General features: G+C 71.9%; 11 protein-coding genes and 1 pseudogene. 5 read left to right on the top strand and 7 right to left on the bottom strand.

Annotated elements, in window-relative coordinates; all coding sequences use genetic code 11:
* The first annotated feature begins 113 nt into the window (after window positions 1-113).
* Window positions 114-278 carry a hypothetical protein gene (locus tag Mth01_RS08175; protein ID WP_204013871.1) on the top strand — a complete coding sequence of 55 codons (165 nt, stop codon included), beginning with the start codon at window positions 114-116 and terminating at the stop codon, window positions 276-278.
* Window positions 279-305: 27 nt separating this feature from the next.
* Here the strand turns inward: Mth01_RS08175 and Mth01_RS08170 are convergent, their stop codons facing one another.
* Together Mth01_RS08170 and Mth01_RS08165 are read right to left on the bottom strand one after the other, a co-directional pair.
* A complete protein-coding gene (locus Mth01_RS08170; RefSeq protein WP_204013868.1) occupies window positions 306-1,154 on the bottom strand; it encodes an inositol monophosphatase family protein in 849 nt (282 codons plus the stop codon).
* On the bottom strand, window positions 1,147-3,159 hold the full coding sequence (locus tag Mth01_RS08165; protein WP_204013865.1) for a S9 family peptidase: 2,013 nt from the start codon (window positions 3,157-3,159) through the stop codon (window positions 1,147-1,149). The genes Mth01_RS08170 and Mth01_RS08165 overlap by 8 nt, the downstream gene beginning before the upstream one ends.
* 79 nt (window positions 3,160-3,238) lie before the next feature.
* Between Mth01_RS08165 and Mth01_RS08160 the strand changes: the two genes are divergently transcribed.
* On the top strand, window positions 3,239-4,279 hold the full coding sequence (locus tag Mth01_RS08160; RefSeq protein ID WP_204013862.1) for a ferrochelatase: 1,041 nt from the start codon (window positions 3,239-3,241) through the stop codon (window positions 4,277-4,279).
* Here the strand turns inward: Mth01_RS08160 and Mth01_RS08155 are convergent.
* A complete protein-coding gene (locus Mth01_RS08155; RefSeq protein ID WP_239089475.1) occupies window positions 4,270-5,487 on the bottom strand; it encodes a lytic transglycosylase domain-containing protein in 1,218 nt (405 codons plus the stop codon). The genes Mth01_RS08160 and Mth01_RS08155 overlap by 10 nt on opposite strands.
* Window positions 5,488-5,646: 159 nt before the next feature.
* On the opposite strand from Mth01_RS08155, the gene Mth01_RS08150 reads away from it, so the two are divergent.
* The 3 genes and pseudogenes from Mth01_RS08150 to sepH all read left to right on the top strand — a co-directional run.
* Complete coding sequence (locus Mth01_RS08150; protein ID WP_204013859.1) at window positions 5,647-6,843, top strand: MFS transporter; 1,197 nt, start codon at window positions 5,647-5,649, stop codon at window positions 6,841-6,843.
* 94 nt (window positions 6,844-6,937) lie between these two features.
* Window positions 6,938-8,251 carry a D-arabinono-1,4-lactone oxidase gene (locus Mth01_RS08145; protein ID WP_204013857.1) on the top strand — a complete coding sequence of 438 codons (1,314 nt, stop codon included), beginning with the start codon at window positions 6,938-6,940 and terminating at the stop codon, window positions 8,249-8,251.
* A gap of 406 nt (window positions 8,252-8,657) precedes the next feature.
* Window positions 8,658-9,446: pseudogene (gene sepH / locus Mth01_RS30360) on the top strand (septation protein SepH); the annotation flags it as partial.
* Window positions 9,447-10,721: 1,275 nt separating this feature from the next.
* On the opposite strand, the gene Mth01_RS08135 reads toward sepH, so the two are convergent.
* The 4 genes from Mth01_RS08135 to Mth01_RS08120 all read right to left on the bottom strand — a co-directional run bounded on the left by Mth01_RS08135 (window position 10,722) and on the right by Mth01_RS08120 (window position 13,508).
* The gene (locus Mth01_RS08135) at window positions 10,722-10,955 is read right to left on the bottom strand and encodes a type II toxin-antitoxin system HicA family toxin (protein ID WP_204013854.1); all 234 of its coding nucleotides are present in this window, start codon (window positions 10,953-10,955) and stop codon (window positions 10,722-10,724) included.
* Window positions 10,952-11,173: a type II toxin-antitoxin system HicB family antitoxin gene (locus tag Mth01_RS08130; RefSeq protein ID WP_204013852.1), complete on the bottom strand. Its 222-nt coding sequence runs from the start codon at window positions 11,171-11,173 to the stop codon at window positions 10,952-10,954. The genes Mth01_RS08135 and Mth01_RS08130 overlap by 4 nt, the downstream gene beginning before the upstream one ends.
* Window positions 11,174-11,361: 188 nt before the next feature.
* Window positions 11,362-12,990, bottom strand: coding sequence for a PH domain-containing protein (locus tag Mth01_RS08125; protein WP_204013850.1), 1,629 nt, complete (start codon window positions 12,988-12,990; stop codon window positions 11,362-11,364).
* A complete protein-coding gene (locus Mth01_RS08120) occupies window positions 12,987-13,508 on the bottom strand; it encodes a PH domain-containing protein (protein WP_239089473.1) in 522 nt (173 codons plus the stop codon). Before Mth01_RS08120 ends, Mth01_RS08125 begins: the two co-directional genes overlap by 4 nt.
* Window positions 13,509-13,518 lie beyond the last annotated feature (10 nt).

Here is a 13,518-nt window from a genome sequence, read left to right as displayed (position 1 = left end):
CATGAATTCGATGGTTTGAGATGCATACCGGGGTGGGTAAGGCACCGCTACATCCCAATTGTCGTGCGCCGGGCAGGCGTATCGGCAGCTCGTTCCCTGAGAGAGAAGGTGAGATGGGCGAGTTCACGACCACGATCGCTTCCAGGCTCGACCAGGCCTACAAGGGTCTCGAGGAGGCCACCTCGAGCGGCGACGACTTCCTCGCCGACACCCTCACCGCCGAGATCGAGGACTTGCGGCGCCTCGCTGAAGATCACGGCGTTCAGATCCGGCGCTGACCACACAGCGCCGATCACAAGGCGCTGTTAGCCGCGCTCGGGATCGAGGGGCGCCAGCAGGTCATGCAGCTCCTCGAACAGCCCGGGCGCGGCGGACAGCGTCAGTTCCGGATTGGCGGGCTTGCCGTTCAGGCCCGCGACCCGCGCTCCCGCCTCGGCCGCGACCAGCCCGGCGGCGGCCCAGTCCCAGTAGTTGGCGCCGCGCTCGTAGTAGGCGTCGACGCGCCCGGCGGCGACCGAGCACAGGTCGATCGCGCACGAGCCGCCCCGCCTGATGTCCCGGACGACCGGCGCCACGTCGGCCAGCACCTCGGCCTGCACTCGGCGGCGCTCGGCGCCGTATCCGAAGCCGGTGGCGACCAGCGCGCGCGAGAGCGGGACGCCGGTGTTGCACCGCAGTCGCTCACCCGCCAGCCAGGCTCCGCCGCCCCTGACCGCGGTGAAGATCTCTGCGCGTGGGACGTTGTGGACCACGCCGGCGACGATCTCGCCGTCCACCTCGACGCCGATGCTGACGGCCCAGTCCGGCAGGCCGTACAGGAAGTTGACCGTGCCGTCGATCGGGTCGACCACCCATCTGACGCCGCCCTCGCCGCTCGGGCCGCTCAGGCCCGGCGTACTGCCCTCGCCGCTCGGGCCGCTCAGGCCCGGCGTTTCGCCGCCCTCCTCGCCGAGGATCGCGTCGTACGGCCTGGCCTGGCGTATGCGGGTGCGGATCAGTTCCTCGGCGGCGCGGTCGAGCACGGTGACCACGTCGGTCGGGCTGGACTTGGTGGCGAGCACCTCCGGCCGGGCGGGACGCTTGGCGAGGAGCATCTCGCCCGCCTCCCGCGCGATCGATACGGCCAGTTCCAGCAGCGCGTCCCCGTCAGCCATCGCGATCATCTCCCTCCTGTCCGGTCGTCTCGCCCAGCACGTGATGACCCAAGAAGTCCAGCACGGTCCGGTACCACACGACGATGTTGCCGGGCCTGAGCACCCAATGGTTCTCGTCGGGGAAGTAGAGGAACTTCGACTCGACCTCCGAACGCCGCAGATCCCACCACAACCGGAGGGCTTCCCCGATCGGCACCCGATAGTCCCGGTCGCCGTGGATCACGAGCATGGGCGTGGTGATGGCGTGCAGCGACCGGTGCGGCGACAGCCGCTCATAGCGGGCCGAGCCCGGGGCGCCGAACTCCCGCTGCCAGTACATGGAGGCGTCGGTCGTCCCGGCGAACTGGTCGAGGTTCCACAGCGAGGCATGGGTGACGACGGCCCGGAACCGATCGGTGTGCCCGGCCACCCAGTTGGCCATGTAGCCGCCGAACGAGCCGCCCATCGCCGCGATCCGCTGATCGTCCACCTCCGGGCGCTTGAGGCACTCGTCCGTGATCGTCATCAGGTCGGCGTGGGTGACCGGCCCCCACTCGCCCCAGCCTCTGTCGATCATCGCCTGGCCGTACCCCGTGGAAAGGCACGGGTCAGGCAGGAGCACGGCGTAGCCGTGCCTCGCCATGATCCACGGGTTCCAGCGCCAGCTCCAGTCATTCCAGCTCGACACCGGCCCGCCGTGGATCCACAGCAGGAACGGCGCGGGATCCTCCGCCGACGCCCCGGCCGGCAGCACCAGCCAGCCCCGCAGCGGGGTGCCGTCCTCGGCGGTCGCCTCGACCTCGGTCAGCGTGCCGGGCAGGTCGAGCCGCGGAGTGGGCGAGGGCAGCTCGGCCACCGAGCCGTCCGGCGCGATCCGCACCGGCCTGGGAGGCGAGTCGACGGCGCTGCGCAGGGCGTACACCGACCCGGGATGCGCGGAGTCGTCGGGGGCCGGGCACAGCTCCAGGTAGGACCCGTCGTCGGGGGTCAGCCGGGCCACCGCGCCGGAGTCGATGTCCACCCGGAAGACAGGGCGGCGACCCCGGTGGTCGGCGGCGAAGAAGATCTCTTTCGACGACGGCGCCCAGGCGATCGCCGCGGGGAACAGCTCTCCGCCCAGCGCCCGGCCCTCTCCTGTCGTCAGGTCGACCACCCACAGTTCGAGCTTGGCGGACATCTCCTCGGTGCCGTGCCGCTCCCGCACGCACGCGACGTGCCGCCCGTCGGGCGAGACCGCCACCGGCCCGCCGAAGTCATGGGAGTCCGAAGCGGCCAGGGTCCGCCGGGAGCCGTCGGCGACGTCGATGGCGACCAGTTCGAAGCGCAGCTCGCCCTTCGACATCGGGACCCGCCAGGTGGCGATCACCGTCGAGCCGTCCGGCGTGACGTCGAACGACAGGCGCTCGTCCATCGCCCCGCCCGGCTCGGGCGTGAGATCCCGCGCGGCGGCCAGATCGTGGGCGGGCGCGGCGAACAGGCGGGTCTGGTCCGGGCCGAGGTCGTGGTCCCAGTAGCGGACCGGGTAGTCCTCGTGCAGGATCGCACTGATCCCGGCCTCCTTGCGGGCCTTGCGGCGCTCCTCCTCGGTCGCGGCGTCCCCGGGCAGGACCTGCGCGGCGTAGACGATCGCGTCGCCGGCCGCCCTGACTCCCCCGATCCCGCCGGGACGCGTCGCGATCCGCCGGGCCTCACCCCTCGGCGGCAGCAGCCACAGCGCCGGAACGTCGCCGTCGCCGGAGTCCTTCACCGTCTCGTCGGGCCGCCGCGATGTGAACAGCACGCCTCCGCCGGGGGCGAACACCGCGCCCGCCTCCCCCTTCGCCGACCTGGTCAGCCGGTACGGCTCGCCGTCGCCGTCCAGGGGGATCTCCCACAGCGCGGTGCCGTACGAGATCTCGTCGGGGTTGAGGGACTGGGCCACGGCCACGAGTCGCGTCCCGTCGGGCGAGAGCCGCAGCGACACCACTCGGGGCAGGGCGACGTATTCCTGGAGATCGGCGAACGGGGCGTCCGGAGATTGGCTCACCGTTCGAACCTACCCGCCTCCCGGGTGATCCCCAAGCCGCTGGCCGCACCGGCCGCGGCGCGGCATAGGGTTGACGCCCATGGACAGCACCACCGGTAACGCCGGCTATGACGCGCTGGTCGTCGTGTCGTTCGGGGGTCCGGAGGGGCCCGAGGACGTGATGCCGTTCCTGGAGAACGTCGTACGTGGCCGCGGCGTGCCGCGCGAGCGGCTGCTGGAGGTGGCGGACCACTACCAGAGGTTCGGCGGGGTCAGCCCGATCAACGCGCAGTGCCGACAGCTGATCGAGGCGATCGAGGCGGAACCGGCCGTCGGCCTGCCGGTGTACTGGGGAAACCGCAACTGGCACCCGTTCCTGGAGGACACCGTCCGCAGGATGAAGGACGACGGGGTCCGCAGGGCGGCCGCCTTCGTCACGTCGGCCTACAGCTCCTATTCGAGCTGCCGACAGTACCTCGACGACATCGCCCGGGCCCGTGCCGCCGTCCCCGGCGCGCCGGAGATCGTCAAGCTGCGGCACCACTACGATCACCCGGGCTTCGTCGCCGCGATGGCCGACCACACCCGCGAGGCCCTCGGCAGGCTCCCCGGGGGCGTACGGGACGCGGCCCGGCTGGTCTTCACCGCGCACAGCATCCCGCTCACCATGGCCCGTACGGCCGGGCCCGCGGGCGGCGCGTACGAGGCGCAGCTGCGCAGGACCGCGGAGCTCATCGTGGCCGAGGCGGCGCCCGCCGGCCGAGGCACGGAGCGGGAGTGGGACCTGGTGTGGCAGAGCCGCAGCGGCCCGCCACAGGTGCCGTGGCTCGAGCCCGACGTCTGCGACCACCTCGAAGCGCTGCACGCCCGGGGGGTCGGCGCGGTGGTGCTGGTGCCGATCGGGTTCATGTCCGACCACATGGAGGTCGTCTACGACCTCGACGTGGAGGCGGCCGCCGCCGCGGACAAGCTCGGCATGGCCCTCACCCGGGCGGCCACCGCCGGCGTCCACCCGCGGTTCGTGGCGATGATCGGTGAGCTGCTGGCCGAGCCGGAGCCCGCGGCGTGCCCCGCCACCTGCTGTCCCAGGCCGCGACGGGATCAGGGCCGGGGCCCGGGTGCGGAGCACGGTCAGGAGTAGGTGCGGGCGTAGGCGTCGGCGAGCGACAGGACCCGGTCGACGTAGGCCCAGGAGTGGTTGTAGAACCACACGGCCTTCCTGAGCTTCTCGCCGCCGCGCCCGGCGCCGTTGGCGCACAGGTACGTGGCGGCGGACGGCACGGCGTCGTAGGCGCTCCAGATGTCGGTCTCGCCGTCCCCGTCGCCGTCCACCCCGTAGGCCTTCCACGTCGCCGGCATGAACTGCATCGGTCCGAGGGCGCCGGCCGAGGACGGCCCGTTGTTGCGCCCGTGGCCGCTCTCCACCTGGCCGATCGCGGCGAGCACGGTCCACGACAGCCCCGGGCACAGCTCGGCCGACCGCTGGTAGAGCTCCAGGTAGCTCTCCGGCCGCCCGACCAGTCCCTCGGAGGTACGGCTCGGCGTACGGCCGCCGCCGGACGAGGATGTGACGGGGACGATCTCGGCAGTGCCGCCGAGCAGGCGCTTCACCCCATTCCGGTCGATCAGGCCGTCCTCGCCGTGTACCAGCACCACGATGCCCTCGGCGAAGCCCAGCCGTCTCCCGAGATCCTTGCCGATCAGCCCGTCGATGCCCGGAAGCCCGAGGGCCGCCGAGGCGGCCAGGCGCAGCCGGGGCCCGCCGTCCAGTTGGTACTCCGCGCCCAGGACCAGGCTCAGGCGCTTGGCGGCCGCGCGATCGGCCACGAACTCGTCCCCGGCGAGGGCGCGCCACACCTCCGGGTGCCGCGCCACCGCCTTGGGCGTCCACTGGCGGAACCGCGCCGGATCGACCGCGAGCAGGCGCAGAGCCGTACCGGAGACGCGGACGGAGCCGCCGTCGACGGCGGCGGCCTTCGTCACGTGCGGGAGCTTGGCCATCTCGCGCAGCGTCCTGGCGGTCACCTTCGACTGCGCGATCGCCATCAGGCTGGGCGGGGTCACCCGGATGTCGGTACCCGCGGTACCCCCGGTGCTCGCGGTTTCCGCGGTTTCCGCGGGGACTGCGACGACCGGCCGGCTCGACGGCAGCGAGGCGTCGGGCACGAGCGCGGCCTCCGGCCGGAGCGTGGGAGCCGGCGCCGGCGCCCGAGAAGGAGAGCGCTCGGCCGCGCCCGCCCCACCCTCGGTGACGAGGAAGAGGCTCCCCATGACGATCACCCCGGCGATGGCGACTGCGAGTCCCGCCACAAACGTGCGAAGCGGCACGGACCCGGGAAGATGTCGCACCGGCCCCACGTTAAACCCTTCGTCTCAGTGATGGAAAAATCACTTGCCACACGATAGGCGGGCCCGGCACGGTCGGCACTGGGTGACGCCGTTCGCGCGCCCGACCGGGGGAACGGTCCGAAGAACAGGCCGCCGCACGGCTGCCGAAGGGGATACGAGATGGTAGGGCCGTACCGCGGGCTGTTCGGCACGCCTGGAGCCAGGGGCTTCGTCCTGGCGGGATTCGTAGGCCGGATCCCCATGTCGATGCTCGGCATCGGGATCATCCTCCTGATATCAGGGTTGACGGGCTCTTACGCGAAGGCGGGCGCGGTGTCCGGCGTCGTGTCGGTCGCCTTCGCCATCGCGGCGCCCCTGTCCGGCCGCCTCGTCGACCGGTTGGGCCAGGCGAAGGTGCTGGTGCCGTTCGCCCTGGCGCACGCGGCGTCGCTGTCCGGCCTCATGCTCTGCGCGCACGCGAAGGCCCCGGAGTGGACGCTGTACGCCACCGGCGTGGCGACGGGCGTCTCGGCCACCTCTCTGGGTTCGATGGTGCGGGCCCGCTGGTCGCATGCGCTCCGGGACGACCCGTCGAGACTGCACACCGCGTTCTCGTTCGAGGCGGTGATCGACGAGCTGATCTTCGTCACCGGCCCCGCCTTCGTCACCGCGCTGGCCGTCGCGGTCAATCCGTACGCCGGGCTGATCGTCGCGATCGTCTGCACCGTGTCGGGCACCCTGGCCTTCTCCGCGTTGCGCGGCACGGAGCCGCCGGTGACGCGGCACCGGACGCACTCCGGCTCGCCGATCGCGATCCCGGGCGTCGCGTTGCTGTCGGCCGTGTTCCTCGGCGTCGGCGGGGTGTTCGGCTCGATCGACGTCGTCACCGTGGCGTTCGCCGAGGAACACGGCAACAAGGCGGCCGCCGGCCTCCTGCTCGCCTGCATCTCGGGTGGCAGCATGATCTCCGGCCTATGGTACGGCTCACGCCCGTGGAAGATCAGCTTGCGCACCCGGTTCCTGCGGGGGCTGGGGCTGTTCGCCGTGGGGCTCGCCCCGGTGCTGCTGATGCACGATCTCCGGCTGATGGCGATCGCGATGTTCTTCGCCGGATTGTCGATCTCTCCCACCATGATCACCGGCTTCTCGCTGGTCGAACGCATGGTCCCGACCGGTCAGCTCACCGAGGGCATGGCGTGGCTCTCGACCTCCATCGGGTTCGGCGTGGCCCTCGGCGCGTGGGCGGGCGGGTGGCTGACCGACGTGTTCGGCACAGCCAACGCCTACGGCTTCGCCCTCGTCTGCGCGCTGACCGCCGCGGTCGTCGGCGCGGCCGGTTCCGCACTGGTGCGGGTCGAGGGGCACAGCACCGGCTGACCCCCCATCGGTAGGCGATCGGTAGGCAACGGACCCGATTATGAGTAGTGTTCATATTCGCGATCGGGGGACGCGCCATTGCGATGGGAGGATCATGGACGCGTTCGTCAACTGGTCGCGGAACCAGTCCGCCACCCCCGCCGAGGTCCGCACGCCCGCTTCGGCCGCCGACGTCGCCCAGGCCGTACGGGACGCCGCGCGCGACGGTCGGCGGGTGCGCATGGTCGGCAGCGGCCACTCGTTCACCGGCGTGGCCCTCACCGACGGCATCCTGCTGCGGCCCGCCGCGCTGACCGGCGTCCTGGACGCGGGCGACGGGTGGGTCAAGGTCGCCGCCGGAACCCCGCTGCACGTCCTGAACGACGAACTCCACCGGCGTGGCCTCGCCCTGGCCAATATGGGCGACATCACCGCCCAGACGATCGCCGGAGCCGTACAGACCGGGACGCACGGCACCGGCCGGCGGATCGTCACCGGCCTCGCCGACCAGGTCGTCGGGCTGGAGATGGTCCTGGCCGACGGCTCGATCACGACCGTGCGCGAGGGCGACGACGGCGAGGCGGGCGACCTGTTCGCCGCGGCCCGCGTCGGGCTCGGCGCGCTCGGCGTCATCACTGCGGTGACGCTGCAGGTGGAGCCGGCGTTCCTGCTGCGTGGGCGGCGCGAGCCGATGCGGTTCAGCGACGTCCTGGAGTCACTCGACGATCTGACCGAGCAGGCCGACCACCTCGACTTCTACTGGCTGCCGCACACCGACGCCTGCCTGGTCAAGCGGAACGACCGCAGCCCGGGGCCGGCCGCACCGCCGTCGGCCTTCCGCCGCTGGCTGGACAACGAGTTCCTGGAGAACACGCTCTTCGGGGCGGCCTGCGCGCTCGGCGCCCGGCTCCCCCGGGCCATCCCCGGCATCAACGCGGTCTCGGCGAAGGCGCTCGGCCCGTCGGAGTGCGTGGACGCCTCCTACAAGATCTTCGCGACCGTGCGGCGGGTGCGCTTCCTGGAGATGGAGTACGCCGTCCCGCGCGAGCACCTCGCCCAGGCGCTGTGCGAGGTCCGCGACCTCGTCGAGCGGTCGGGCTGGATGATCGGCTTCCCCGTCGAGGTCCGGGTGGCGCCGCCGTCGGAGGCCTGGCTGTCCACCGCGTACGGCAGGCCGACGGCGTACATCGCCTGCCACGTCTACCAGCCGACGCCCAACCCCGCGTACTTCGAGGGCGTCGAGGAGATCATGACGAGGCTCCGGGGACGGCCGCACTGGGGCAAACTACACACCCGCGACGCCGCCTACCTCGACACGGTCTATCCCAGATTTGGGGAATTCGTCGCGCTGCGCGACCGTCTCGACCCTCACGGACTGTTCGCCAACGATTACCTCGACCGCGTCCTCGGCGCGCCGCCCGGACGCTGACGCCAAGGGCGCGTAAAGTCGCGATCCAGGGTCCGGTGCCCCCGCGTGTCGCGTTGCCCTCGCCAGACCTTCGGATGGGCAGATTGCGGAGCACGGGTCCGCCCGAACCCGGCGCGCCACTCGAACCGAGGGAGCAAGCGACGATGGAAGCCGTGGAAGCCTTCCACGCGACAGGGCGCGCGTGCCATCTCGGGCGACACGCCCCTCTCTCTCGCGACTTGGACTCTCATCACCACGGGGTTGTGGCAAGGTGAACGGGACAAAAGTGACTGGAGTCACGACGACTGCCACGCCCCCAGGCAAGGCGAAGTTCGGACATGCCGGGTACGGTGCTGGAAGGCAGCCGGCTCACACGAGAGACTCGAGGGTCCGGGGGAAGACGCAGCACGACGACGAAGGGACTCGCATGCAGGAGCTCCGTCTCGTCGCGGTAAGTGAGGACGGAACGTACCTCGTCCTGGCCACGGCCGGGCGGGGCACGCGGTTCACGCTTCCCGTGGACGACCGGCTCCGTGCCGCGGTCCGCGGCAACTTCTCCCGTCTCGGCCAGTACGAGATCGAAGTGGAGAGCCCGTTGCGCCCCAAGGAGATCCAGGCGCGCATCCGCGCGGGGGAGACGGCCGAGGAGATCGCGGCGACCGCCGGCATCCCGGTGGAGCGCGTCCGCTGGTTCGAGGGACCGGTTCTCCAGGAGCGCGAGTACATGGCGCAGCAGGCCCAGCGGGTGCCCGTCCGGCTGCCCGGCGAGGCCACGCCCGGGCCCACGCTCGGCGAGCTGGTCGCCGAACGGCTCACCCGGCGCGGCGTCCCCGCCGACGAGATCGACTGGGACTCCTGCAAGCGCGACGACAACCTCTGGCGGGTGAAGCTCGGCTTCGTCTGGAACGGTCACACCCGCCACGCCGAGTGGCTGTTCGACCCCCGCCGCCGCCACATCACGCCCAACGACGACGAGGCCATGCGCCTGTCGGCCGCCGACTACGTCGAGCCGGTCACGGAGCGGGCGAAGGAGGAGGACGCCACCGTCCGCCCCTTCGTGCCCCGGCTCGCCCCCAAGCCGGCCCCCAAGCTGGCCTCGGTGCCGTCACTGCCCGCCGACCCGCCCAGGGCCGCCCAGCCTGAGCCTTCCGTACGGCATGAGCCCGCTGTGCGGCGCGAGCCGCCCGCGGCCTGGCAGCATGAGCCCGTCGTACGGCCCGAGCCGCGAACGGAGCCGCCCGCCGCGTTCCGGCCCGACCTGACCCCCGTGCCCTTCCGCCTGCCGGACCCGCTCGCCGATCTGGACGTGCCCGCAGCCAAGGACCACGACGCCGACGGCCGGGATTCTCACGGCCACGCTTCTCACGGCCGGGCCGGTGCGGCCGACCGCGGCAACCCTGTGATCGGCCTCCCCGCGGTGGCTCCCGCCGACCGGAGCGCCGAGGCTGTTCACGAAGCCGTCTCCGAGGTGAACGCCGCGACGGCGGTGGACCACACCGTCGTGTCCACCGCTGTGTCCGCCGCGTCCACGTCCGAGGCCCCCGTACACCTGCCGGACCCCACGTCCAAGCCGGCCACAGCCACGTCCAAGCCGGCCGCAGCCGAGCCCGACCCGGCCACCACTCAGCCGCCGACCGCCGCCGATCTCACAGCCACCGCTGATCCCATAGCCACCAGAGAGCCCGTAACCACCACGGAGCCCGTGACCACCGCCGGGCCCGTGACCACCGAGCGGCCGACGACCGTCGACACGTCGGCCGCTACGGATACCGAAGCCGCGAGCGAGAAAGACGAGCCCACCGTCCCGGCCCCCGTCGCTTCCGCTGAGGCCGCCCCCGACGCGGCGGTCTCCCCGTCCGAGGCGCCCACGCCCGCCGCCGACACGACAGCCGCCGAGCGGGCTGCAGAACCCGTCGCCGAGAACAGGACGCCGGAGGTGACGCCCGCAACGGCTGACGTCCCGGCGACCGGCAAGCCCGTCTCCTCCGACCCCGTCGAGAAGACCTCGGCGACCACGACGGCCGGGACTGACAAGGCGGGGACCGACGGACCGGCCCCCGCTGCCGAGCCGGGTGTCGCGGCCGCGGTCACCACGCCCGCCGCGACCAACCCCGCAGCCGCTCGGCCTGCCGTGCCGAGTGGCGCGCCGCCGCGGCCGAAGCCCAGGCCGCGTCCCACCGTCCCGGCGGCACGTCCCGCCTCGGACGCTCCCGCCGCCAGCGCGGCCGCCGCGGGGACCGACGCCGTTCAGAAGCAGGGGGCCGCGGCGGACGCCACGCCGGAACTGACCCCGCCCGTGCCGAAACCTCGCCCGCGCAAGTCCCGCCGCCGCGCCTCCGTCCCCACCTGGGACGAGATCATGTTCGGCGCCCGCAAACCGGACTGAAGCGGAGCCCGATTCAAGCCGGGCGAGAAGGGGGCCGAGGTCCTCATCGCCCCTACGAGGGGTCAACTTCTCGCGGGCGACGAGGTTGCCGTAGGCGCGACATGGTCAGAGCAGGTCGCGGAGACGCTCTGGGGTAAGTCCGGCCTGGCGGACGATGGAAGCGATCGTGCCGACAGCCAGCGTGGCATGCAGGGGAACAATCACCGTAAGGGCTTCCTCGTCAAGCTGCTGGCGTAGCTTGCAGTGGCTACCCCTGGTACTGACGACGTCAAATCCGCATTTCTCCAGCGCGCGTACGACCTGTGCGCCAGAGCAGACAGGAAACTGACGTGGGCTCACGCGGAGAGCCGGATCTCGATCGGCGCGACGATCGGTTGCTGCGGGGCCTCGGGAATAACACCGTCCTCGAGATAGAGCTCCAAGGCTTCTCGGAGACTACTCAACGCCTCGTCGACCGTCCGGCCTTGGCTGGCGACCTCGACCTGTAGGCAGCGGGCCACATACCAACCCTCTTCGTCCGGAACAATGGTCGCGGTCAGCCTCAAGGTCTTACTCACCCGATCAGTTTACGCCAAACCGTTGGGCCGCCCCTGGTGCGCCACGTCCCCTGTAAGCCCCGAAGCAGGTCCGGTGGTACTCCTCCACGTGCTCGATCATGGCTTTGCAGCAGACCTCCCAGGTTCCGGCTGACTCACCGGTACTGCACAAGGCGACCTGCGGCTTCACCGTGTGGGATCGAGTGTCCTCATCGCCCCTGTGAGGGGTCGCCGGGCGGGGGCGGCGGATCCGTAAGGAAGGGGTGGAGCCAGTCAGGGGTGACCTCGGCGGCGAACTCGACGCCCTGGGTCTCCCCGGTGTCGATGGCCGGATAGCCGCCGCTGCCGGCGCCGACACCCGCCGTCACCGTGATCAGACCGGCCAGCCGCTGGAACGCCGTCTGCCGCAGGGTCCAGCCGACGACGGCGCGGCGCTCGACCACGGCCTGCACCCGCCGCAGCGACCCGGACCTGACCGACAGCCAGGCGCCGTCGTAGGCGTGCCCGAGGCCCCGGTAGCGATCGAGCCCGAGCGGGATTCCCAGCACCGCCAGGCCGAGGGCGACGACCCCCGCCACGGCCCAGCCCAGCGCGAACGCCACGGCCGCGAGCACCAGCCATGGCACGATGGCCCGCACCAGTCTGCGCTGACGCGCCCGGGGCGGATGCGGCCGCAGCGGCGTGACGAACGGCTCGACGGCTTCGCTCGCGACCCCGGTGGCGAAAGCCTTCGGCGTCACGGGCAGCAACTGCCCCCTGGTCGCCGAGTCACCGAGCCCGGTGACCACGGCCCACAGCCGTACGACCCCGGCCCAGCGTTCGAACAGCGCCTCGGTCATCTCGTAGCCCCGGATCCGGCGGCGCTCAAGCGAGACCGTACGCCGGGTGAGCAGGCCGCGCTCGGCCACCAGGTAACCGTCTCGGGTTCGCAGCGTGAAGTCCCAGTTGAAGATCGCGTACATCACGGCGCCGACGATCGGCATCGCCGTCAGCAGCAGCGCGCCGACGGCGACCAGCAGAAGGGGATGCGCCCACACCCACTCCAGGGCCTGCCTGGCCGATCGCTCGGTCAGGCCCAGCTCCTCGCCCCACTGGAAGACGAGCCCGGCCGCACCGGCCGCCAGCGCGAACGGGGTCAGCAGATAGGCCCCCGACAGCGGGCCGTACCTGAGCCACCGCCGCGGCACCCTGGCGAGCACCCGCCCGGCCCGCTCGGGACCGGAGGGCTCCGGACCGGCCCCGGCCGTCACGCCAGGTTCAGTCGCTTCAGGGCCGGTGTCGGTAGGCCCGGTGGCCTCCGCCGGCACGGGTGTCGCGGGCCGCCGGGCGAGCAGCGCCGTACGGAGCGCGCGGGCCTGCTCCATCGTCACCGCGTCGAGGGTGCCCTCCTGGTCGTTGCCCCCGGCACCCGTGTCGATCTTCAGTACGGCGAGGCCGAGCAGGCGATGCAGCGGCGGCTCGGTGATGTCGATCCCGCGGATGCGCTCGAGGGGGATGGTCTTGGCCGTTCGGCCGATGAAGGCTCGGGTCAGTTCCAGACGGTCCCCGGTCAGGTCGTAGGTGAAGGTGGCCCAGCGCACCACCGCGTACACCGCCGACGCGACGACGGCCAGCGCCGCCCAGCCGAACGAGGCCGGAGAGAACCCGCCGACCAGCAGCACGCCCGCCAGGGGGAGGAAGAGCGAGGGCAGCAGGCGGATCGGATCGATCAGCAGGACCCGGGGGCTGAGCCGCCGGGCGCCGTACGGCCCGGCACCCGCCCCGAAGCCGCCACCAAGGCCAGGACCGAAGCCGGCGTCGCCGGGGTCACTGGGATCGGAGTGGTCGGAGGGCGTCATGTGGCGTCGTCCCGGAGTTCCTGGGCGCGGCGGGCGAGTTCCTCTGCCAGTCGGGCGGCGACCTCGTAGTCGAGGCCCTTGATCGTCGATGATCCGGCGTGCGAAGCCGTACGGATCTCCACAGTGGCCAGACCGAGCGCCCGCTCGAACCAGCCCTGGGCCTTGTCCACCGTCTGGATGCGGCTGACGGGCACGAACACCCATTCCCGACTCAACCATCCAGACCGGGCGTAAACCACGTCTCCGGACAACTCCCAGCGATGTACGGCATAGCGCCACAGCGGTTCGATGATCACGAAGGGCAGCATCACGGCGCCGGCGGCGACGGGCAGGATCCAGACGTTCCCCGACAGCCAGCCGGGAACGATCTTCCAGTCCGGCCCGATCCAGCCGGCGACCATGACGGCCCCGCCGACCAGGAGCACGAACCCGATCAGGGCCTCGATCAGCCAGAGCACGATGGCTCGGCGCGAGACCCGTTCGGACGGATCACGCAGCGGTCCTCGCTGACCTCTCACGTTTCCAGCC

The organism is Sphaerimonospora thailandensis (genome assembly GCF_016863115.1).
Classification (GTDB): Bacteria; Actinomycetota; Actinomycetes; order Streptosporangiales; family Streptosporangiaceae; genus Sphaerimonospora; species Sphaerimonospora cavernae.
Note: the sequence above shows the minus strand (reverse complement) of the source record. Positions and strands in the feature narration are given on the sequence as shown.